General features: G+C 43.2%; 19 protein-coding genes and 2 pseudogenes. 5 read left to right on the forward strand and 16 right to left on the reverse strand.

The features are described from left to right. The 12 genes from nuoM to AMD27_RS12370 form a co-directional block, all read right to left on the reverse strand. The gene (gene nuoM, locus AMD27_RS12315; RefSeq protein WP_171254853.1) at positions 1 to 1611 is read right to left on the reverse strand and encodes an NADH-quinone oxidoreductase subunit M; all 1611 of its coding nucleotides are present in this window, start codon (positions 1609 to 1611) and stop codon (positions 1 to 3) included. A gap of 7 nt (positions 1612 to 1618) precedes the next feature. Next, positions 1619 to 3508, reverse strand: a complete 1890-nt coding sequence (gene nuoL / locus AMD27_RS12320) for an NADH-quinone oxidoreductase subunit L (protein ID WP_067661015.1) — start codon at positions 3506 to 3508, stop codon at positions 1619 to 1621. Next, positions 3505 to 3813, reverse strand: coding sequence for an NADH-quinone oxidoreductase subunit NuoK (gene nuoK / locus AMD27_RS12325; protein WP_004695395.1), 309 nt, complete (start codon positions 3811 to 3813; stop codon positions 3505 to 3507). The genes nuoL and nuoK overlap by 4 nt, the downstream gene beginning before the upstream one ends. Beyond that, positions 3813 to 4331 carry an NADH-quinone oxidoreductase subunit J gene (nuoJ, locus tag AMD27_RS12330; protein WP_171254854.1) on the reverse strand — a complete coding sequence of 173 codons (519 nt, stop codon included), beginning with the start codon at positions 4329 to 4331 and terminating at the stop codon, positions 3813 to 3815. The genes nuoK and nuoJ overlap by 1 nt, the downstream gene beginning before the upstream one ends. Next, positions 4331 to 4873: an NADH-quinone oxidoreductase subunit NuoI gene (gene nuoI, locus AMD27_RS18480; protein ID WP_067661022.1), complete on the reverse strand. Its 543-nt coding sequence runs from the start codon at positions 4871 to 4873 to the stop codon at positions 4331 to 4333. The genes nuoJ and nuoI overlap by 1 nt, the downstream gene beginning before the upstream one ends. An 18-nt stretch (positions 4874 to 4891) precedes the next feature. Next, positions 4892 to 5911 carry an NADH-quinone oxidoreductase subunit NuoH gene (nuoH, locus tag AMD27_RS18485; RefSeq protein WP_067661024.1) on the reverse strand — a complete coding sequence of 340 codons (1020 nt, stop codon included), beginning with the start codon at positions 5909 to 5911 and terminating at the stop codon, positions 4892 to 4894. A 3-nt stretch (positions 5912 to 5914) separates the two neighbouring features. Further along, positions 5915 to 8596 (reverse strand): NADH-quinone oxidoreductase subunit NuoG, encoded by a 2682-nt coding sequence (gene nuoG, locus AMD27_RS12345; protein ID WP_067661026.1) that lies wholly within the window; start codon positions 8594 to 8596, stop codon positions 5915 to 5917. Between the two features lie 11 nt (positions 8597 to 8607). Next, positions 8608 to 9939 (reverse strand): NADH-quinone oxidoreductase subunit NuoF, encoded by a 1332-nt coding sequence (gene nuoF, locus AMD27_RS12350; protein WP_067661028.1) that lies wholly within the window; start codon positions 9937 to 9939, stop codon positions 8608 to 8610. Further along, entirely contained in the window at positions 9936 to 10445 is a 510-nt protein-coding gene (gene nuoE, locus AMD27_RS12355; RefSeq protein ID WP_067661031.1) for an NADH-quinone oxidoreductase subunit NuoE, read from the reverse strand. Before nuoE ends, nuoF begins: the two co-directional genes overlap by 4 nt. Positions 10446 to 10459: 14 nt before the next feature. After that, positions 10460 to 12247: an NADH-quinone oxidoreductase subunit C/D gene (gene nuoC / locus AMD27_RS12360; protein ID WP_067661033.1), complete on the reverse strand. Its 1788-nt coding sequence runs from the start codon at positions 12245 to 12247 to the stop codon at positions 10460 to 10462. An 86-nt stretch (positions 12248 to 12333) separates the two neighbouring features. Further along, positions 12334 to 13011 (reverse strand): NuoB/complex I 20 kDa subunit family protein, encoded by a 678-nt coding sequence (locus AMD27_RS12365; RefSeq protein ID WP_067661035.1) that lies wholly within the window; start codon positions 13009 to 13011, stop codon positions 12334 to 12336. Between the two features lie 6 nt (positions 13012 to 13017). Beyond that, positions 13018 to 13563 carry an NADH-quinone oxidoreductase subunit A gene (locus AMD27_RS12370; protein WP_067661036.1) on the reverse strand — a complete coding sequence of 182 codons (546 nt, stop codon included), beginning with the start codon at positions 13561 to 13563 and terminating at the stop codon, positions 13018 to 13020. Between the two features lie 541 nt (positions 13564 to 14104). Between AMD27_RS12370 and AMD27_RS12375 the strand changes: the two genes are divergently transcribed. Next, positions 14105 to 14461: a hypothetical protein gene (locus AMD27_RS12375; RefSeq protein ID WP_067661037.1), complete on the forward strand. Its 357-nt coding sequence runs from the start codon at positions 14105 to 14107 to the stop codon at positions 14459 to 14461. A 101-nt stretch (positions 14462 to 14562) separates the two neighbouring features. Here the strand turns inward: AMD27_RS12375 and bfmS are convergent, their stop codons facing one another. Continuing rightward, positions 14563 to 16185 carry a sensor histidine kinase BfmS gene (bfmS, locus tag AMD27_RS12380; RefSeq protein WP_067661039.1) on the reverse strand — a complete coding sequence of 541 codons (1623 nt, stop codon included), beginning with the start codon at positions 16183 to 16185 and terminating at the stop codon, positions 14563 to 14565. Between the two features lie 47 nt (positions 16186 to 16232). Continuing rightward, complete coding sequence (gene bfmR, locus AMD27_RS12385; RefSeq protein WP_067661041.1) at positions 16233 to 16949, reverse strand: response regulator transcription factor BfmR; 717 nt, start codon at positions 16947 to 16949, stop codon at positions 16233 to 16235. 600 nt (positions 16950 to 17549) lie between these two features. Here bfmR and AMD27_RS12390 point away from each other — a divergent pair. The 3 genes and pseudogenes from AMD27_RS12390 (at position 17550) to AMD27_RS12395 (ending at position 21925) form a co-directional block, all read left to right on the forward strand. Next, positions 17550 to 20378, forward strand: a complete 2829-nt coding sequence (locus AMD27_RS12390) for a ribonucleoside-diphosphate reductase subunit alpha (RefSeq protein ID WP_067661043.1) — start codon at positions 17550 to 17552, stop codon at positions 20376 to 20378. An 82-nt stretch (positions 20379 to 20460) separates the two neighbouring features. After that, positions 20461 to 20574 (forward strand): annotated as a pseudogene (locus tag AMD27_RS19190) (preprotein translocase subunit YajC); the annotation flags it as partial. Positions 20575 to 20641: 67 nt separating this feature from the next. Continuing rightward, the gene (locus tag AMD27_RS12395; RefSeq protein ID WP_067661046.1) at positions 20642 to 21925 is read left to right on the forward strand and encodes a ribonucleotide-diphosphate reductase subunit beta; all 1284 of its coding nucleotides are present in this window, start codon (positions 20642 to 20644) and stop codon (positions 21923 to 21925) included. A 163-nt stretch (positions 21926 to 22088) separates the two neighbouring features. Here AMD27_RS12395 and AMD27_RS12400 read toward each other — a convergent pair whose 3' ends face one another. Next, positions 22089 to 22352 (reverse strand): hypothetical protein, encoded by a 264-nt coding sequence (locus tag AMD27_RS12400; RefSeq protein WP_067661048.1) that lies wholly within the window; start codon positions 22350 to 22352, stop codon positions 22089 to 22091. 91 nt (positions 22353 to 22443) lie between these two features. Between AMD27_RS12400 and AMD27_RS12405 the strand changes: the two are divergent. Further along, positions 22444 to 23377: pseudogene (locus tag AMD27_RS12405) on the forward strand (IS5 family transposase). A 127-nt stretch (positions 23378 to 23504) separates the two neighbouring features. Here AMD27_RS12405 and AMD27_RS12410 read toward each other — a convergent pair. Next, positions 23505 to 23717: a hypothetical protein gene (locus tag AMD27_RS12410; protein ID WP_067661049.1), complete on the reverse strand. Its 213-nt coding sequence runs from the start codon at positions 23715 to 23717 to the stop codon at positions 23505 to 23507. Positions 23718 to 23881: the final 164 nt, after the last annotated feature.

Here is a 23881-nt window from a genome sequence, read left to right on the forward strand (position 1 = left end):
TTATTGCATCTCCACAGTTTGTTGTAATACGACTTGTTCTGTCACATCTACAACCTCTTGTACTGGAATATAGCTGTTTGCAATCCACGCCATACTTGAATTTGACATATCAAGGAAGGTTTGTGGATATAGACCGAGCCATAAAAGACCAAACGCACATAACAGTAAAATCACCAGTTCACGCGCATTTAAATCTTTAAGTGGGCTTGTATAGTGCTGTTTCTGTTCTTCGTTTGGCGTACCAAATAAAGCTTTATGAATCAGAATTAAACCGTACAGACCTGCAAAGACTAAGCTGATTGCAGCCAAAATGGTGAAGGTTGGGAACTTCGCAAATGAACCCATGAGGATCAGGAATTCACCAATAAAGTTACCCAGACCTGGAATACCCACAAGTGCTGCAACGAAGAACATTAAGAAGAAAGATAAGTATTGGAATTGACCACGAATCCCGCCCATCAAACGTAAATCACGGGTATGAAGACGTTCATACACTTGACCACACATAATGAACAATGCAGCAGATGACAAGCCGTGCGCCAACATCATGATCATCAACCCTTGGAAGGTTAAGATATTACCTGCATAGATCGCAAGGAGCACGAAGCCCATGTGCGAAATCGAGGTATACGCCAAAAGACGTTTCATGTCTGTTTGTTGGAATGCACACCACGCACCGTAGAAAATACCGATGAGACCCAAAATGATGGCCACATCTGCAAATTGTGCAGAAGCCGCTGGGAAGAACGGAATCACAAAACGCAGTAAGCCGTATGCCGCAGTTTTAATCAAGATCCCTGCCAAGTCTACAGAACCTGCTGTAGGCGCTTGGGCATGTGCATCGGGTAACCAACCGTGCAATGGGAAAACTGGAAGTTTCACCGCAAAACCAACGAATAAACACAGCATGAATGCAAATGCAATTGAAGCTGTTTGTGGGTTTGCATCAAGTGCGTTCGCCACACCCAGTAAATGGTTATAGCTGAAGCTGATGGTCTCGGTCATCATGAAACCATAGACAACCAAACCTAAGATGCCCACTAGCATGATCAGACCAGCAACTTGGGTATAGATAAAGAATTTGGTCGCTGCATACACACGCGATTTACCATCTGCCCCTTTATGACCCCAAAGTGCGATCAAGAAGTAGATTGGAACCAGCATCATCTCCCAGAAAAAGAAGAACAGGAACATGTCAATCGCTAAGAACACACCGATCACACCACCCAAAGACCATAAAAGGTTTAAGTGGAAGAAACCAACGTTCTTTTGAATCTCACCCCATGAACAACCCACTGCAAGTACACCCAGTAATGCAGTTAAACCAACCATGAGTAAAGATAAACCATCCACCGCTAAGTGAATGTTAATGCCGAGGGTTTGAATCCAAGGCACTAAAAATTCTGCAGACCAAGTAGGTGTCGCAGCACCCACTTCGTAGCTATACGTTCCACTTTGCCATAACGCTAATGTCAAACCCAAAGTAATGAGCATGCCAAATAAAGCGATGTAGCGTGGAAGATGTTGGTCGACTTTATCGACCAACCAACAAATAAAACCAGCAATGAACGGTACAAGGATCAGCGCGGGTAAAAACCAGTTGTTTGTGATTTCCATTTTATTTCCCCACGATCTGAGTCACGATCAGAATCATGATTAACACAATGATACCGAATGCCATGCTCGATGCGTAATTACGCAAAGAACCTGTTTGACGTGAGCTGGTAAAGCTATGACCGCCTTTCACAAGTGCAGGCAGGACTAACCAGAAACTATCAATTGGATCACGACCTAGAAGCTTCGCAATAAGTAAATAAGGTTTCACAAAGATGATGTCATATAGCGCATCAAAACCGAGGGCGTTACGACAGATGTTGACCAGTCCTGCACCAAAACAAGTCTTGGCAAACTTTTGAACTGCACCATAAGCAAAGGCAAATAACACCACACCTACGACTAAACCAGTCAATGCAACGGCAATTGCGATATATTCAGCGCCATGTGCACCAGCTATATGTTGTGGCGGAATAACGAATGCTGGAATTTGAGCCGCATTTAAAATGCTCATGACAGGAGCTTTAAGTACGATCGCAAGACCTGTAGAAAGCACCGCAAGAATCGCTAAAGGCGCCCAATAGGTTGCCCCTTTAATTTCGTGATACGGTGTGTTTTCTTTGCCGAAGAATACGATCCAAATCAGACGGAACGTATAGATTGATGTTAAGAATGCACCAGCAACACCAGCCCAATATAAGTAGTCATATACTGGAATTGCATTACCTTGAACCCAAACAGCTGCCAAGATCGCATCTTTAGAGAAGTAACCAATCGTTAAGAATGGAATCGCCGCCAACGCACCGCCACCAATCGCGAAACAAGCAAATAAGAACTTGTTCTTGTAGAACAAGCCACCCATTTTGAAAATGTTTTGTTCGTGATGGAAGGCAAGAATCACTGCACCTGATGACAAGAACAATAACGCCTTAAAGAATGCGTGAGTCAACATATGGAACAGACCCGCTTGGTACGCTTCTGCGCCCACTGCCATAAACATATAACCGAGCTGACTCATGGTTGAGTAAGCCAAAATACGTTTGATGTCGGTTTGAACCAAGGCTGCAAAACCAGCAACAAGCAATGTTACTGCACCAGTAATTGAGATAAACACCATGACTTCTGGTGCCATTTCAAAAACAGAGAACATACGGCAGCACAGGTAAATACCTGCGGTCACCATTGTTGCGGCGTGGATCAATGCTGATACAGGTGTCGGACCTGCCATTGCATCTGCAAGCCAGGTTTGTAATGGGATTTGTGCAGATTTACCCGCAGCACCCAAGAACAACATCAGTGCTGTCCAAATGGTGAGTGATGAGCTTTGCGTCATGACTGTCGGAGCCGCAGCTACGATTTCAGCGATGTTCAATGTTCCAAATTGTTGGAAGATTAAAAACAAAGCGATCAGTAAGAATACGTCACCAATACGCGTTACGGTAAATGCCTTGATTGCTGCAACACCATTGGATGGGGTTTGGTAGTAGTAACCAATCAACAGGTATGAACATAGACCTACACCTTCCCAACCCAAGAATAATAACGCTAAGTTATCGCCAAGTACCAGAAGCAACATGCTTGCAACGAATAGGTTGAAGTAAGAGAAGAAACGCGCGAAGTCTTCTTCACCACGCATATACCATGATGCAAAAATGTGAATTAAGAAACCCACACCTGTCACCATGCCAAGCATGAGTAAAGACAAACCATCTAAGTGTAAGCTCATGCCCGGTGCGAAACCGCCTACATTGAACCATGTCCAAAGATGAGTGACTTGAGCAGTCTCACCACTGCCAATAAACTGCATCCCAGCAAGTAAAGCAAATAATGCAGAAAGACCTACTGAACCAACACCAATAATGGCAGCAACAGATTCAGGCAGCTTGTTACGCCCTGCCGCTAAAAGGATAAAACCAATGAGCGGGAATAAAATTGTTAATGCTAATAAACTCATCCGCGCATCTCACTAGCAGCATCTACATCCAAATGATGGAAGCGATGATAGAACTGAAGGACGATCGCAAGCCCGATACATGCCTCTGCCGCAGCAAGAGTCAAGATCAAGATAAACATAATTTGACCGTCTGGTTGTACCCATGCACTACCAGCCAGTACGAACGCAAGCGCTGCTGCGTTCATCATGATTTCAAGGCTCATTAACATAAATAGAAGGTTGCGTCGCACCATCACACCGTAGAAACCGAGTGCAAAAAGAATGGTTGCAACAATCAAACCATGTTCTAAAGGGATATTACCCATTATTCTTTTTCCCCTTCTGCACTTGGTTCACGTTTGCCTAAGTGAAATGCTGCAACTAAAGCTGCAAGCAATAACATCGCGGCAACTTCAACCAATAATAAATATTGTGTAAAGAGTGCTATACCCACTTCTTTTGGACCAACAACTTCAGTCCCCATAAGCGGGCCAGAGATGCTGTATTCTGAAGTCATGGTCCAAACTAGGACCAGACCCATCAAGAAGCTCATCAGCGCTGGATACGCCCAGGCATCTGAGGTTAACCATTTACGCTCTTGCTCTACCGTATGTTCACCGAGGTTCAACATCATCACCACGAATACGAACAACACCATAATCGCGCCCGCATACACAATAATCTCAAGCGCGCCAGCAAATGGCGCACCCACGATCATGAACATACCCGCAACAGCAAGAAGCGATACGATTAAACTCAACAAAGCGTGTACAGGGTTCGCGTTGGTCACAACGCGAATCGTCGATACGATGGCCACAAGTGCCATCAAATAAAATGGCCACATCATGGTAATAAGCTCCGTACATCCACAGGCGCGCTTTCACGTTGAGCCTGACCTTTGTCTTTACCTGCTACAGCCATACCGGCTACGCGGTAGAAGTTGTAATCTGGGTATTTCCCCGGACCTGAAATGAGCAAGTTTTCTTTCTCATAGACCAAGTCTTGACGAACATATTCACCCAGCTCAAAGTCTGGTGTCATTTGAATCGCAGTCGTTGGACACGCTTCTTCACACATACCGCAGAAAATACAACGAGAGAAGTTGATTCGGAAAAACTCCGGATACCAACGACCATCTTCTTTTTCTGCTTTTTGTAAAGAAATACAACCCACAGGACAAGCAACTGCACATAAGTTACATGCAACACAGCGCTCTTCGCCATCTGGGTCGCGTGTTAACACGATACGACCACGGAAGCGCGGTGGAACGATATCTTCACCTTTGACTTCTGGATATAAAATGGTGTCACGTTTACGTGTCACATGTGAGAAGACCATCCACAGTGAACGTACAATTGACCCGAACCCAGCTAGAATTTTATACATTTCCTACTCCTTGCTGTCTTAGGCCGCTTGATTCATCAGAATCACAGCACCAGTCACCAACAAGTTGACCAACGCCAAAGGCAAACAAATCTTCCAACCAAAGTTCATGACTTGGTCATAACGCGGACGCATAAGCGAACCACGTGCCAAGACAAACATCATCACAAAGAATGCTGTTTTAATCACGAACCAGAAAGTTGGTGGGATAAATGGAATTTCTAGGTTGAACGGCGCAAGCCAGCCACCAAAGAATAAGGTCACAATCAGTGCTGAGATCAGAACCACGTTGACGTATTCCGCAACGAAGAACATTCCCCACTTCATACCGCCGTATTCGACATGGTAACCTTCCGCCAATTCTTGTTCTGCTTCGGGTTGGTCAAATGGGTGACGATGCGTAACCGCAACACCCGCAACCACAAAGATTAAGAAACCTAAGAACTGTGGAATCACAAACCAAACATCACGCTGTGCTTCTACAATTTCACGCATGTTGAATGAGCCTGCAATCGCAACTACACCCATCAGGGAAATACCCAAGAACACTTCATACGAAATGGTTTGAGCTGCAGAACGTAAACCACCGAGTAATGCATATTTGTTGTTCGACGACCAACCACCGAACAGCACTGCATACACTGCAATACCAGCCATTGCCATAAAGAACAGCAGGCCAATGCTCATGTCTGCAACACCTAAATAAGGCGATACAGGAATGACCATAAACGAGAGTACCGCAGTTGCCATCGCAACTGCTGGCGCTAAACGGAACGTCAGCTTATCTGCAAACTTTGGTGTCCAGTCCTCTTTGAACATGATTTTCAGCATGTCTGCAACGATCTGGAACATACCACCTGGACCTACACGGTTAGGACCGTAACGGTCCTGCCAGAGGCCGAGTAAACGACGTTCAATAAAAGACATCAACGCAGCGATCAATACCACAACCAGCAAGATCACAATCGCTTGAACAACTGAGTAGGCAACTGGCCAGTTCTCAGCCCAAAACGGCGTTTGACGGATTAATTCTTGTTCCATGAATTATGCTCCTACCGCGACTGATACAGGCTCAGCAAGAGATACCGTCGGTGCAAGACCAACTGGGTAACCAATATAACCTGTAGGTAAATATTCAATCACTTGAACAGGAAGAACGATAGATGTATCGCCTGCTTTCACAGTGATTGTCTGACCGTCTTGAACATTCAAACGTGCTGCATCTTGTTCACCTACCGCAAACACTGCCTCAGGAATACGTGTTTCCATCGCAGGGGTTTTCACGGTAAATTCACCAGAACCGAAGATATGGTGCATCGGAACTAAACGGAAGCTTTCAGCATTGATGAGGACGGGTGCAGGTGCAACAAAGGTACGTACAGGACGCTTCGCTAAACGATCGAATAAACGAATACCCGAATCACCACCTTTTAAGTGACCGCCCACTTTATCTTGGAATTTGTTCCAAGCTTGTGGTGAGTTCCAACCTGCTGACCATGCAAATGGTACAAGCGGAGATGGTGTTTGATTACCGACGTAACCTTCCATAGAGAAAGTTAATGCAGAATCCTTATCCACGGGTTGTTTCGGTTCATGTACAGACAGTGGTGCACGCATCGAAGTGCGACCAGAGTAACGACGTGGTTCACGTGCCACTTTTAAACCATGGACACGGAAGCCCGCATCAGGTGCAACATCTTGAATTGCCTCAAGAGCAGGCACATTTTTCGCAACCGCCTCAATCACGTCATCCAGTAGTGTCCACGAAATTGCTTGGCCTTTAAGACCTGTTTCAATAGCGTGTAACCAGCGCCAAGACTCTTTGATCGCAAGTTCTGGTTTGTAGTAGCTTGGGTCATACACTTGGTAGAAACGTTGTGCACGGCCTTCTTGTGATACCACCGTACCGTCACCTTCAGCAAAGCTTGCAGCAGACAGCACAACCGTTGCTTTTTTCACAGTCTCAGTTTCTGAGTGATCAAGAACAATCAGGTCTTTGGCTTTAGCCAGTGCAGCATCAACCTGTTTCGCAGGTAAACGGCGGTAAAGATCATTTTCAACCACAATAATGGCATCGTAATCTTTGGCGAATACTTGTTCTAAGCTTTGACCACCGAAGATTGCCATACCCATTGAGTTCACTTCAGGAACCGTCAAAGTCAGACCTGCATGGCCAAGGTTCTGTGCCACTTGTGCAGCAGCTTCCATGATCGCAGGATCTTGTAAGCTAGTCCCCGAGATAATGAGTGGCTTTTTCGCAGCTTTTAAGGTATCTGCAATGCCTTGAGCAAATGCTTTGGCATCGTCATCTAGACCTAAAATGCTTTCGCCTTTCACTGCAGCAGCCACGGCAAAACCTAAACGTGCGATGTCATTTGGAGAGGCAACCACTTCACCTGTTGCAACATCCGCTAAACGGGTTTGTGTTGCAGCCAAAATGAAGATTGGAGACTTATGATCTTGACCAATACGTTGAACTGGTTCAGCCAACCACTCTTGCGTACGACGTTCTGCTGCCATTTCTTTGGCTTTGTTCTTTGACGCCTGACGAACAGATAAAGCCATACGTGGTGCAGTTTGGGTTAAATCTTCACCCAAAATCAGCACTGCATCATAGCTTTCAATCTCACGCATATTCGGGTTGTAAACACCCTCGGTTTGCATGATTGACGCTGCAAGCTCAACCAAGTTTTGCTCTTTTTGAGACAAGCCAGTCGAGAAGTTGTCTTGACCCACCAGTTCGCGAAGTGCAAAGTTTGACTCGATAGATGCACGTGGTGAACCAATACCTAAGACTTTTTTGCCTTGGATATTTGCAATCACGGTATCAAGCGCTGTATCGACTGAAACAGTATCTACAGTTGAACCTTTACGGAACTGGGGTTGACGTGGACGATCTGCACGGTTCACATAACCCGTGCCGAAACGACCTTTGTCACACAAGAAGTACTGATTCACTTCACCGTTGTAACGGTTTTCGACGCGGCGTAATTCGCCATAACGCTCACCCGGAGAAATGTTACAGCCTGAAGAACAGCCTTGGCATACGCTTGGCGCATACTGCATGTCCCATTTACGGTTATAACGCTCTGAATGGGTTTTGTCGGTAAATACACCTGTTGGGCAGACTTCAGTCAAGTTACCTGAGAATTCAGACTCTAAAGTGCCTGATTCTGGACGACCGAAGTAAACACGGGATGCACTTGCATACACACCAAAGTCTGTACCGCCAGCGTAATCGTTATAGTAACGAACACAACGGTAGCACGCGATACAACGGTTCATTTCGTGAGAAATAAATGAGCCAAGCTCTTGGTTGTAATGGGTGCGTTTGGTGAAACGATAGCGACGACGATCGTGCTGAGTCATGACCGTCATATCTTGTAAATGACAGTGACCACCCTCTTCACAGACTGGACAGTCGTGAGGGTGATTGGTCATTAAGAATTCAACAATCGATGCACGAAAATCTGTCGCTTCTTTGTCTTCAATCGAAATATAGGTATTGTCAGATGCTGGAGTCATACATGACATTACTAAGCGACCGCGAGTATCTTCAGGGTTCGCATATTGAGTAACGGCACACTGACGGCAAGAACCAACAGAACCTAAGGACGGATGCCAACAAAAGTACGGGATATCAATACCCAAAGACAAACATGCTTGTAGCAAGTTCTCTGAGCCATCGACTTCATACGATTTGCCATCGACATGAATTGTAGCCATAGTCGAATTCCTTAAGCTTGTTCTACGTGGCTTGCTTGTGCAATCGGACTATTCGTCACTTTTGCTTCAAACTCGCTACGGAAATATTTGAGTGCACCCATTAATGGTTCCATCGCACCCGGCGCATGCGCACAGAATGTCTTACCGATCCACAATTTCTTGGTGAGCTCTTGGAGATGTTCAATGTCTTCCATCTTTCCTTCACCCGTTTCAATTGCTTTAAGCGCTTTAACTGCCCAAGGTAAACCATCACGGCACGGTGTACAGAAACCACACGATTCACGTGCAAAGAATTCTTCTAAGTTACGTGTTGCAGAAACCATACACTGAGTTTCATCGACCACCATCAGCAAACACGTACCTAAACGCGAACCTGCTTTCATGATGCTTTCAGCATCCATAGGCAGGTCAATATGCTCAGCCGCCAAGAAGTCTGTTGAAGCGCCACCTGGTAACCATGCTTTAAGCGTTAAGCCATCGCGCATGCCACCGGCATAGTCTTCGATCACTTCACGTGCAGTGGTACCAAAAGGAAGCTCCCATAGACCCGGGAATTTCACTTTGCCTGAAGCGCCGTAAATTTTTGTGCCTGGATCTTTCGACTTACCTTCAGATAAACCGACGTACCATTCTGGACCACGTAAAATAATTGCAGGTAAGTTATTGAAGGTCTCTACGTTGTTGACAATCGTAGGACGTCCCCAAGCACCCGCAACTTGTGGGAATGGTGGTTTAGTCCGCGGGTTTGCACGGCGACCTTCAAGCGAGTTAATCAATGCAGTTTCTTCACCACAAATATAACGACCCGCACCAGTATGCACATGCATATCGAAGTTCCAACCTGTTCCAAGGATGTTTTCACCCAAGTAACCTTTGGCACGAATTTGCTCAAGCGCTTCATTTAAGTAGCTAGCCGCTTCGATGTATTCACCACGGATGAAGATATAACCTTGAGTTGCCTCTAGGGTATAACCTGCAATCAACATCCCTTCGATCAATTGATGTGGAAGTTTCTCCATCAACAAACGATCTTTAAAGGTCCCTGGTTCCATTTCATCAGCATTACAGATCAGGTAACGAGGACCGCCATCATTTGGCGCCATCAATGACCATTTAATCCCTGCTGGGAAACCTGCACCACCACGACCTTTCACAGTCGCTGCTTTAATCACATCCAACACTTCCGCAGGTTTAAGCTCAATCGCTTTTTTAAAGCCTGCATAGCCTTCAAGTGCTTCGTAGTCATCTGCACTACGCACATGCTCTTGCTTGCTCAAACGCCAAGTGAGTGGGTGTGTTTCTGGGTTACCGTCGCCATAAATTGGTTTTGGTTCAGTATTCATACATACTTCTCCAAGAGCTGTTTAACCGATGAAACCTCAACCAAACCGTGAGTGTCTTCATTAATCATCAAGGTTGGACCTTTGTCACAGTTCCCCAAACAGCAAATCGGTAAAATCGTAAAACGACCATCCGCAGTCGTTTGACCAAATTGAATACCGAGTTCACGCTGGAATGCTTCAGCCAAAGTTTCCGCACCCATCAAGAAACATGCAATCGAGTCACACAGTAAAATGACATTACGACCCACAGGTTGACGGTAAATACGGTTATAGAAGGTTGCAACACCCTCTAAATCTGCAAGGCTAATTGTTAACAACTGCGCAATTGCATTCATTTGTGCATCATCTACCCAGCCATTACGGCGTTGCACACACTTGAGCGCATCTAACGACGCAGCACGTGGATACGGATAGTGACCCATGTGATGTTCGATGTCGTGAATTTCGTCCGCAGTCAAAATTCCTTCAACGTTCACACGTGGTTTTTTATCAGTCAAAATCATCATAATGCGTTTACCCCTTAGCGATCCACGTCAGCCATTACGACGTCAATGGTCGCTAAATAAATGATTAAGTCAGACATTAAGCTGCCGTTAATCACAGAAGGCATTTGCTGTAAATGTGTGAAAGTTGGTGTACGAATACGGGTACGGTAACTCATGGTTGACTTGTCTGAAGTCAAGTAGTAGTTCGACGCACCTTTGACCACTTCCGCCATCACAGACGCTTCGCCTGCTGGCATCACAGGACCCCAAGATACGCTCAAGAAATGCGTAATCAACGTTTCGATGTCTTGTAATGTTTTGTCTTTTGGTGGTGGCACAGCCAGTGGATGATCTGCTTTATACGCACCAGACGGCATGTTATCTAAACATTGCTTCACGATTTTCAATGATTCTTCGATTTCACGGAAGTGAACCATGACACGTGCATAGGCATCGCCTTCGTATTCTAAAGGAACGTCGAAGTCGTAGTTTTCATAACCACTATATGGACGGTATTTACGAACATCAAAGTCAATCCCTGTCGCACGTAGACCTGTACCGGTAACACCCCAAGCCAATGCAGATTTAGCATCATATTGCGCAACACCTTGAGTACGACCCATGAATACTGAGTTGCGTAAAGCAGCCGTGTAGTATTCATTCATACGTTTCGGCATCCAATCGAGAATTTCACGAATCAGGTGCTGCCAATTGTTTGGCAAATCATGCGCAGTCCCGCCAATACGGAACCATGCTGGGTGCATACGGTAACCTGTGATCGCTTCAATCGCGTCATAGATTTTTTGACGATCGGCAAACATATAGAATACAGGCGTCATACCGCCAGCATCCTGAATTGCCGTACCTATAAACAAGAGATGGTTATTGATGCGGAATAATTCTGACATCATCACACGAATACACTGCGCACGGTCAGGAACTGTAATCCCCGCCATTTGCTCCACACCCATCACATAAGGCATGTTCTGCGCACAACCACCTAAGTAGTCAACACGGTCTGTATACGGAATGAATGAATGCCACGTTTGACGTTCAGCCATCTTTTCCACACCACGGTGGTGATAACCAATGTCAGGCACACAGTCTTTCACTTCTTCACCATCAAGCTGCAAAATGATACGGAATGCACCATGCGCAGATGGATGGTTCGGACCCAAGTTCAAGAACATGAAGTCTTCATCTTCATTGCCGCGTTTTAGACCCCAATCTTCAGGTACAAAACGCAAGTGTTCTTGCTCAAAGTCCTGCTTCGCTTGGTTCTGCATGTACGGTGTATATTCAGTTGCACGTGCAGAGTATTCTTTACGAAGTGGATGACCTTCCCAATAGGTTGGCAACAAAATACGACGGAGCATAGGATGCCCTTCGAAATTGATCCCGAACATATCGTAAGCTTCGCGTTCGTACCAGTTGGCATTCGGCCAAATGTTGGTTGCAGTCGGGAGATTGAGATCGCTCTCTGACAAGGCAACTTTAATACGAATATCTGAATTACGCTCTAATGACAGTAAGTGATAGAACACTGTAAAGTCAGACGCAGGTAAACCGTCGCGATGGGTACGTAAACGCTCATCTGTCGCAGACAAGTCGAACAACATCACATAAGGACGTGCGACTTTGCGTAGGAACATTAAGACGTCTTGTACACGTGCGCGCTCAACCCAAACTGTTGGAAAATCTTCAAACGTCTTTTGCACATAGAAATTCTCACCAAATTTGGTTTTGAGATCTTCTACAATCGCAAATGCAGGGCGTGAATCAACAGGCGTTGACTCTGGCATAGCAATTTCAGTTTCAGCCATTGGCTTGGCTTCCTATTTTATACAAATTCATTCAACCCAAACGACAATTACACCCTTATGGGCGCATCAATACTGCATCGCTTAGATTATTTAATTTCATCCATTGAGCGTAAGTTTTTTACAGCTATACGTTCAGCATTCTTACGATCACGTTCAGGCTGCATCTTTGGCTTATAAATTGGCTTAAGATCATCCCCAATGACCGCTGAAAGCGGACGGCGCTCTAACTGAATTTGGTCTTGTAATAACATTAACGCTTGAATGAGTGCTTCAGGACGTGGTGGGCAACCTGGAATATACACATCGACAGGAATGATTTTATCCACACCTTGTACAACAGAATAAATATCGTACATACCACCAGAGTTAGCGCACGCACCCATTGAAATCACCCATTTAGGCTCAAGCATTTGTTCGTACAAACGTTGAATCACCGGTGCCATTTTCACGAAGCAGGTTCCTGCAACGATCATCAAGTCCGCCTGACGAGGTGATGCACGAATAACCTCAGCACCGAAACGAGACAAGTCATGCACACCAGTTAAAGTCGTCGCATACTCTACGTAACAGCAAGATGTACCAAAGTTAAACGGCCAAACCGAGTTCTTACGCCCCCAGTTTACTGCTGTATGCGCCAAGTCCTCTAAACGAGTCATGAACACATTTTTATTCACTTCTTCGTCAAGCGGATCGGTGACGATTTGACGCTCTTGAAGTGGATATTGGTCAGCATCCGGATTCGCACGGGTTAATGTATATTTCATCCCGTATTACTCCTTGTCAGATGATGTAGTCGGTGAAGTCTTCACGCGACCAGATGATTGCGCTGGAATTTGACCTGTAGGGTCAATCACCAACTCCTCAATAGTGTTAAAGCGAGTAATTTCAGCAAGGTCCATCATTGGTGAACCTACTTTAGGTTTAATCCCAGCTGCTTTACGTTTATCTGATGGTGCCCAATTCAGCGCGCCAGTCGATAGTTCGTAAATTAACCCAACGAGCAAAACTAAAATAAATACAGCAGCGGCTACAAAACCGACCCAACCCACTTCACGAACAGAAACCGACCATGCGTATAGGTAGAGTGCTTCTAAGTCGAAAACGACAAAGAATATTGCAACCAAATAGAATTTTGCAGACAAGCGAATACGTGCGCCACCCGCACCTACTACGCCTGACTCGAACTGCTCTTGCTTAGCACGGCCCCATGATTTACCCCCAAGGAGTAATGGAACAGTGAGCATAAAGACGCATAAAAATGTAACGCCGATCACGAAGGCAATAATCGCCCAATCGTATGGAGTAATGGCACTCATGCGGGGATAACTCCTGGCAGGCCTATGTATTAACAAAAGAATGTATGTATTGGCCTTTAAATACACCAAACACAAAATTAATCCCGCCAATTGTACCTGATTTATGATTTCTCTTGCTAGCCAATCACTCTAAGTCTTTAGGATGAATTTTAGGCTTTTTCACTTGATTCAGTTAAAACAAGCCAATATACGCCTACCTAATCGTGAAACATGATCGCTTTTATCTTATTAATTATTTTTTCCGAACATCTTAGATTTTTATAAGCAATATTTTAATCAAACGATCAATTCTGCATTCATTAAATTAAGCAGGATTAGATGCAAATACTGTTTCATGATTTTAAAATTATATTGACCTGCATCAACAAAATTCGCTTCTTAAAATTTGCTTCTTGAAGTGCTATCGGATTCATTTAAGACACCCAAGCCTTATCTTATCGTTTTCAAATGAATTGTTTTACTGTGCGCTTTTTTAATTAACTTTATACAATTGAACATTAAAATCAGTGTATGCTAAAAACCAATAATAAGGAGCACATATATGAGCCTAGAATTTACACATAAACCCAATTATTTTTTATTTGCTCAACTCATTATTCGCCATCTTGAAAGTTATATCAAAAAACATCCAGATGCGAGCAATGCGATTTTCGATTTACGCGATATTTATCAAATTTTTCGTCAAGATCTTGCTTCAACCACGACCAATTTAGACGGTATTTTAAATATTGCCGATGAATATGCCGTTGAAACAATTAACGGGGACAAAAAACTGATTAGCCAATATAAAATTGATGCCACGAACAATAGCTTATTGATTGACTTTGACGCAGATGCTTTAGCTGCCATTAAAGATGGCAAACGCATTATCGAACCTGAAGCAAATAACTATGAATAAGCTCTATCCAAAAGAAAAAAAAGCGCCTATGGCGCTTTTTTTAATATTGTGACACTAAGGTTTGATGTTTTTCAAATCAGAGCGATGATTTGAGGTACTGCTTATTTTTTCTTTTTAAAGCGCTGTGCAGGCCACTCCATAACAAAACGCGCCCCACCGAGTTTCGGGCTTTGATCAACACAAATACTCCCACCGAACCAATATGCAATTCGACTCACAATAGAAAGTCCTAAACCATACCCCCCTGAAGCACGGGTACGACTATCATCAAGTCGCGCAAAGGCTTCAAAGACACGTGCGCGATCTTCCTCTGGAATACCCGCTCCATCATCTTCCACACAAATATAAGCCATACCCTGCGCGTTAATTCCACCACTGACTTGCACGGTATTTTCACAGTAACGCACCGCATTTCCGACTAGGTTTTGCACCACACGGTGTAAGTAACGGCGCTCAGCATCTACTGTTAAATTGAGCGGCGGTGACAGTAGTTCTATATTCTTATTGGTTTTTAAGGCTTCGGTTTCAACCACAACCTGATCTAAAACCTCAAAGAGTACAATTTCTTCAAGGTCTAGTGAGGGCATGCCCTGCTCAAGTTTGGCATAAGTCATGATTTCGTCAATTAAAGTATTCAGTTCCTCAATATCTTTATCAATCATTTCAACCTGTTGCTGGCGATACTCATACTCTTCTTCATCCACCAACATTTCCATACCAAAACGAATTCTCGCTACAGGTGTGCGCAGTTCATGAGACACCGCACGCATCAACTCTCGCTGTGCTTCAATTAAACGCTGAATATGATCCGACATACTGTTATAGCTCGATGCCAAACTTGCCATTTCGTCATTCCCTTCTACAGGAACACGAATCGACATATCACCTTTTTGCATTACATTCAGCGCATTATTCACCTGTTTTAGTTTTCGCTGCATCGGTACGATTAAGCCGTATACGCCTAAGCACAAAATAAACATACTGAGTAAGGTAATACCCGCTGCTAATTGAAATGGCATCCAGTTAAACATCGGGATTGGACCCATCACCAAAACCTCACCTGGTGCATTAGGCATTGGAGAAAGAATCGAAATGGTGGTTCCTCGAACACTGGCGCTATCTTGATATAAAATCACGCCCTGATCTGAACGCAAGCGACCAATTTGCTCGGAATCTAAAGTTAACTGCGAAATATTTTGAATATCGACTTTATAATAGAAATGCTTTTGAATTTTTTCTAAGTATTCTTTTTCTTGGCCCGGATAATAAACCAAATAATCTAAGATAAAGATTGGCAGCGCTTTCATTTGGCGCTCACCAATTCCATCAATTTTTAAATATAAAAAATGAGAAGGATCATCTTTTATCCCCATCACCACAAAAGCGACACCCTGTTTGGCATCATAACGTACCACGGCCTGCTGGTTTTTTACCCGCTTGACTTCAGCACGAGATAAATCGACTTTTGCGGCTTCGAGATAATAAATCGGGAGCTCCAGTAGATCTGAAGCATCCGATATCCAATCCATTTTTTGTTGAGTATTTTGCTGTCGTGCAACGCCTTCACTAATGACAAAAGCAATACCATCGGTTAAAGACTCTCGATACTCCTGCGCGCGCTGATAATTGATAATTTGTACCAACAAATAACCAAAAATTGCCACAAGAACAACCAAAATGACAAGTCCTGCATAGATACGCAAGAAAATACTGTGTTTAGACACGTAAGTTTAACCTTAGCAAGTTGCACTGCAAATAACCCAAAGGGATATTAAGTTCCATTGGTTTCTTTAACAAATAAATAACCTTTGCTACGTACGGTTTTAATACGTTTAGGATTTTCTGGATCATCGCCAATTTTTGGACGAATACGCGAGATGCGTACATCAATTGAACGGTCCTGACCGTCATATTCAATACCGCGAAGACGCTCAAAGATATCTTCACGTGAAAGAATTCGACCTGCGTTTGATGCCAATAACCACAATAAATCATATTCAGCACTGGTGAAATCGACCAATTCACCATTTAAGGTGACTGAACGACCACCATTATCAATGACCAAGTCATCAAATTCGATACGCTGTGCTACTTCATCTTCAGGGGTTTTGTCTGTACGACGAAGCAATGCTCGAATACGCGCTAAAAGTACACGTGGTTGCACAGGTTTCGCTACATAGTCATCTGCACCCATTTCAAGGCCCAAAACTTGGTCCATATCTTCAGTACGTGCGGTCAACATTAAAATTGGTTGATGATAGTGTGGACGAACTTCTCGACAAACTGTCAAACCGTCTGCACCTGGAAGCATCACATCAAGCACCACCATATCTGGTTGCTCAGCAATAATACGACGAATCGCACGATTACCATCAGGTTCAACCCCAACTTCAAGCCCATTACGAATTAAGTATTCTTGCGTTAAGCGTGCAAGGCGCTCATCGTCTTCAACGATCAGAATTTTAGGTAACTTTTCTTCTTGGCTCATATGCTGCCCCTGTATTTGTTTAGATATCCGTTGAATTTCGTTCACAGATTTAACACGCTATGATATGCAATATACACACGTTTACATTGTAAACAAGATCCCATTCACCAAACTGATACACGAGCGTAGCATTTTGTTAAATTTTATTAGCCATTGAATTATAGAGGCTTTTACTGAATTGCCAATTTGATCACAACACTGAAGAACACTTAGTTCGATTTGTCTTGAGCATCTTTTAAACAAATTGTTTCATAAAATCTATTTGAGTGACGCTTTCATCAGTTTTTGAGTTATCCACAATCTTATCTATAAGCACTCTATGAACTCTCTGTTATGCTGAGCACCCGTAGAATCAAACGATACCGAAACGGATTTTCGCTCTAAAAAACACCAATAAATAGAACCAAATTTTTTGGAAAAAAAATATCAAAATGTCAATATTGATCTACTCTGAAATTTACCGTATCTTGTGCCTTATATTAAATTAAACCACTAAGTCTTGTGTTTACCCGTGAAAAGTCATGATCTAAAATCTACCGATTTTGTCTGATTAAAATGGTCTATAAACATAATAATGAAGACAATGGAGCACCGCTGACAATGAGCGCTAATACAACCCCTGGTCAACTTCAAGTGATTAAACGCACTGGTGACGTTGCCTCTTTTGATGCAGAGAAAATTTCTGTAGCCATTGGTAAAGCTTTTTTGGCTGTTGAAGGTCAACCGAGTGCAGATTCGAGCCGTATTCACGATCGTATCGAGCAATTAACAGATATGGTGATGAACACGTTCAACCGTCGTTTACCGTCTGGCGGCACGATTCATATTGAAGAAATTCAAGATCAAGTTGAATTGGCACTCATGCGTACTGGCGAACAAAAAGTTGCTCGTGCCTATGTCATTTACCGTGAACAACGTTCTGAAGCGCGTAAACAGTTGGGTGCACATCATCACCCGACCTTACAAATCACGGGTACAGATGGTCAGTTACAGCCGCTGGATTTAAGCCGTCTTGAAGCAACGATTTCTAAAGCCAGTGAAGACTTAGAAGGTATTGACGTTCAAGCGATTATTGATGAAACGGTCAAGAACCTTTATAACGGTGTAAAAGCGACAGACATCTCAACCACCATGATGATGGCAACGCGTACTCGTATTGAACAAGAACCTAACTATACCTATGTGACTGCACGTTTACTTCGTGACAACTTGGTTGCAACAGGTCTTGAGTTCTTAGGTTTAGCGACAGATACCCCTGAAGGCGAAGCTTTAGAAACGTTCTTGAATAAAGGGATCGAGCTTGATCTTTTATCTCCAGAACTGCTTAACTTTGACCTTGCAAAATTGGCTGCTGCGATCAAACCTGAACGCTCAAACCAATTTACCTACTTAGGTCTACAGACTTTATTTGATCGTTACTTCATCCATTCAGATGGCGTACGTTTCGAATTACCGCAATTATTCTACATGCGTGTTTCGATGGGTCTAACCCTCAACGAAGAAAACCGTGAAGATCGTGCGATTGAGTTCTATAACCTCTTGTCAAGTTTCGACTATATGGCGTCTACCCCGACCCTATTTAACTCAGGAACTTTACGTCCTCAGTTGTCGAGCTGCTACTTAACCACGATTGATGATGACCTGTATGACATCTATGGCGCAATGCGTGATAACGCCATGTTGTCTAAATGGGCAGGCGGTTTAGGGAACGACTGGACACCTGTTCGCGCCTTAAACTCGTACATCAAAGGCACAAACGGTAAATCTCAAGGTGTTGTTCCATTCTTGAAAGTGGCGAACGATACTGCAGTTGCCGTAAACCAAGGTGGTAAGCGTAAAGGTGCTGTTTGTGCATACCTTGAAACTTGGCATTTGGACATTGAAGAATTCCTAGAGCTACGTAAAAACACCGGTGATGACCGTCGTCGTACCCATGACATGAACACAGCAAACTGGGTTCCAGATTTGTTCATGCAACGTGTATTTGAAGATGGCGCGTGGACACTATTCACTCCTTCTGAAACGCCAGATCTCCATGATTTGATGGGTGCAGAATTTGCTGAACGTTATGCTTACTACGAAGGCATTGCCAAAGAAAACAACATGCTACACAAAGTTATTCGTGCGAAAGACTTGTGGCGTAAAATGCTGTCGATGTTGTTTGAAACAGGTCACCCGTGGATCACATTCAAAGACGTATGTAACTTACGTTCACCACAACAACACGTAGGCGTGGTGCATTCATCTAACTTGTGTACTGAAATCACCTTAAACACAAATAAAGATGAAATTGCAGTCTGTAACTTGGGTTCAATCAACTTAGTACAACACGTTAAAGGTGGTGTACTCGATCGTGAAAAGCTTGCACGCACAGTAAAAACTGCGGTTCGTATGCTCGATAACGTGATTGACATCAATTACTACGCTGTTCCACAAGCACGTACTTCAAATATGAAGCATCGTCCAGTGGGTATGGGGATCATGGGCTTCCAAGATGCATTGTATGAAATGAATCTTGCCTATGGTTCTGATGCGGCGGTTGAGTTTGCAGATGAATCAATGGAAGTGATTTCTTACTATGCAATTTCGACATCAAGTGATTTGGCTGTTGAACGTGGCGCTTATGAGACATTTAAAGGTTCACTTTGGGATCAAGGTATTCTCCCAATTGATTCTTTAGAAATCGTGGCGAAATCGCGTCCAGATCGTATGTTTGAAGTAGACCGCACCACTCGTTTGGATTGGGATACGTTACGTGCCAAAGTTCAAAAAGACGGTATGCGTAACTCAAACGTGATGGCGATTGCACCAACAGCAACCATTTCTAATATTTGTGGTGTATCTCAGTCTATCGAACCAACCTTCCAAAACTTGTATGTGAAATCTAACCTGTCAGGTGAATTCACAGTGATCAACCCGTACCTCGTACGTGCGTTAAAAGATCGTGGTCTTTGGGATTCTGTGATGGTGAATGACTTGAAACATTTTGAAGGTTCTGTTCAAAAGATTTCTCGTATTCCAGATGAGTTAAAAGCCATCTTTGCAACCGCGTTCGAAGTTGAGCCACGTTGGATTGTAGATGCTGCGTCTCGTCGTCAAAAATGGATCGATCAAGCACAGTCGCTTAACCTTTACATCTCTGGTGCAAATGGTAAGAAACTCGATATGACTTACAAAATGGCATGGTTACGTGGTCTTAAAACGACGTATTACCTTCGTGCATTGGGTGCAACATCTGCTGAGAAATCAACCATTAACACTGGCGCATTAAATGCCGTTAAAAACAGTGCTGTAACCTCTGCACCTGTTGCAGCGGCTGCACCTGTAGTTGAAGCAAAAGCTGAAACTGCTGATGAAGATTTCGCACAAGCTGCACCAGTGCCGTTGGCATGTTCAATTGACAATCCTGATTGTGAGGCGTGTCAGTAATCTGACAGGTTTTAAATCCTCCCCAACTCTCTTTTTAAGAGAGGGATTTAGGGAGATTAAAAATAAATACAAGGAAAAGACCATGTTACATATGACCCATAACTACACGTTAGGACTCGCTGTTCTGGTCTTTTGCTTTATTTTCTTTTACACCCCAATGGTCTATACATTTTTGGCCATTCGTAAACAAAAGCGTATAGTAAAGACACCCTCGTTTGCGAGATGTCGCAAAAACAGATATAAGCAACGAAGAGAGAATTGATATGTCTATCCTAAGTTGGGACGATTTCGAAGATGATTCGCAAAAACCGGCTACACCTGAACACCAGTCTGCGCCCGTCGAACCGCAAAAAGCGGCTCATTCGCAGGTGGTACCTAATGCAAGCAACGAACCGACGCGTGTGGCAGCTACACAACCCGCTCGCACCGCTTCAAGTCGATCAACAGATCAAACCGATCCGTTGGCAAGAGCATCTAACGCCTTAGAAACGCTAGATGTCGCACCTGGTCTAGAAGAACTAGAAATGGGCGCACAGCGTGTGCAAGTTGACGACAAAGCGATGATTAACTGTCGTGCTGACTTGAACCAACTTGTACCATTCAAATATGAATGGGCTTGGCAGAAGTATCTAGATGGTTGTGCAAATCACTGGATGCCTCAAGAAGTCAACATGAACCACGACATCGCGCTTTGGAAGTCTGAGAATGGCTTAACTGAAGACGAACGTACCATTGTGATGCGTTCACTTGGTTTCTTCTCGACTGCGGATTCTTTGGTTGCAAACAACTTGGTACTTGCGATTTACCGTCACATTACCAACCCTGAATGCCGTCAGTACATTTTGCGTCAAGCATTTGAAGAAGCGATTCATACCCATGCTTACCAATACTGTATCGAGTCGCTAGGTATGGATGAAGGCGAAGTCTTCAACATGTACCGTGAAGTGCCATCAGTTGCACGTAAAGCAGCTTGGGGCTTGAAGTACACACAATCTTTGTGTGACCCTACTTTCAAAACAGGTACACCTGAAAACGATCAAATTTTGCTGCGCAACTTGATCGCGTTCTACTGTGTACTTGAAGGGATCTTCTTCTACTGTGGTTTCTCTCAAATCCTATCTATGGGTCGTCGTAACAAGATGAATGGTGTTGCTGAGCAATTCCAATACATCTTACGTGATGAATCAATGCACTTGAACTTTGGTATCGACATGATTAACCAAATCAAGATTGAGAACCCGCACCTATGGACTGCTGAGTTCCAAGAAGAAATCGTTCAAATGATTCTTGAAGGTACAATACTTGAAATCGAATATGCACGTGACACTATGCCACGTGGTGTACTCGGTATGAATGCTGCGATGATGGAAGAATACTTGAAGTTCATTGCAAACCGTCGTTTGGCGCAGTTGGGCTTGCCTGAGCAGTTTGCTGGCGTGAATAACCCATTCCAGTGGATGTCTGAGATGATGGACTTGCGTAAAGAGAAGAATTTCTTTGAGACGCGTGTGACGGATTATCAAACCGGTGGTGCGTTAAGCTGGTAAGTTTTTCGTCACGCGCGTCACGCGACACAAGGTTTGTCATAAACGACACATTGTTTGTCATAAAACTATGTAGCATGACGTCACACGACACATAAGTTGTCATTGAGAAAACCGCCATTAATGGCGGTTTTTTTAACTTAACAACCCTTATATTAGTTAAAACTTATGCATGATTTAAATTATTAAAAAAATTTGAATAAAATTTCTGTTCAATTTTATCAGCCTCTAAATAAATACCTAATTCATGATAGAGATCGTTATTCTTATAGTTACCTGAAGAATCAGAAGACATCCAGTTTAAGCTTGTGACAACAATATGATTTTTATCCCAAGCCAACACTTTGGCATGGCTATGATTTCCAGAAGGTGGAGAATGAAGTTTTAATGCAATTTTATCGTTATCTATACTGTTAGAAAACTTTTGCACTTGCTTATGATCAAAAATTTCTTTATCGACTGTAGAGGGCTTTGTTGCACAAAGCTGTTCTTAAAGGCATCTTCATCAATATAATTTCTAAATGAATAAGCCAACACCTAAAATCTATCGGACAACCAATTGGTCTTCCTATAATCGAGCCTTAATCAACCGAGGAAATATCTCCATTTGGTTTGATCCTAACACTCAATGGTATGCTCAGCCAAAAGGTAAACAAGGTCGAAATCAAACATATTCCGATACAGCTATTCAATGCTGCTTAATGATCAAATCCTTATTTCGACTCTCTTTACGTATGGTCACAGGCTTTGTCCAAAGCCTCATTAAACTTTGTAGATTAGGCTGGACCGCACCAGATTACTCTACCCTCTGCAGAAGACAAAAGCACATTGATATTGCGGTTAGTTACCAAAAGAGCCGTGATGGACTGCATCTACTTATAGACTCCACTGGCTTAAAGTTTCTAGGTGAAGGTGAATGGAAACGTAAGAAACATCAGCCTGAATACCGTCGCCAATGGCGTAAACTTCATATCGGTATAAATGCTGAAACCCTGCAAATACGTGCTGTTCAGCTCACGACGAACAATGTGAGTGACTCTCAGGTTCTTGGCAACTTGCTTGCTCAAATTCCATTGGATGAGCAGATTGACTCTGTCTATACAGATGGGGCTTATGACACGAAACACTGCTGACAAGTCATTTCAGATCGACAAGCGCATGCTGTGATTCCGCCAAGAAAGAATGCAAAGCCTTGGAAAGACAAACAAGCGAGGTCTATAGAGCGGAATGAGTTATTGAAAACAGTCAAAACGGCTAGGAAGAGCCCTTTGGAAAAAATGGTCCGGTTATCATCGTCGAAGTTTGGTAGAAACCAAGATGCATTGCATCAAATTATTGGGAGATAAATTAACGGCAAGGAGTTTCTCTAGTCAGGTGAATGAGATTCATGCACGTGTAGCAGTCTTGAATAAATTCACGGAATTAGGCCGCCCTCATACCCAAATTGTATCTTAAATTTGGATCCTTTGGGATAGCTCTGCCTCTCAAGCATTTGTGCAACAAAGCCGAGTAAAAGTGAAACATTAATATTTTTGGTAGTGCTAAAAACCAACGTGTAATAATTCATTTATATATTTTAATATCAATAACTTATTATTTTTATCACGTCGTATTCATGCACTACCAAATTTTTATCTACTGCAAGACCAGGAATAGCAGCTGAAGTTTTGTCAAAACTTAAGATGAAAACATAGTTTTTTAATATACCCTCAAACATTTTGTATAATTCTGCTGCTTCTTTTATTGATGAGGAAATAGCAATTTCAGCTATAAGTTCTTTTAAGCCTAAATTCATATTAAATTATCTCTAAGGGTAAGTTTGTGCAATAAATCCATTATGATTTGTAAAGCTTTTAAAGTCATAACTTCTATCAGTATGTAAGATTTACGATTCAATTAAGTGTAATTTTGATTCAAGATCATGTGTAAACTTATTTCAGAACAGAAAAGTTCTATCAA

Origin of the sequence: Acinetobacter sp. TGL-Y2 (assembly GCF_001612555.1) — a bacterium.
Lineage (GTDB): Bacteria > Pseudomonadota > Gammaproteobacteria > Pseudomonadales > Moraxellaceae > Acinetobacter.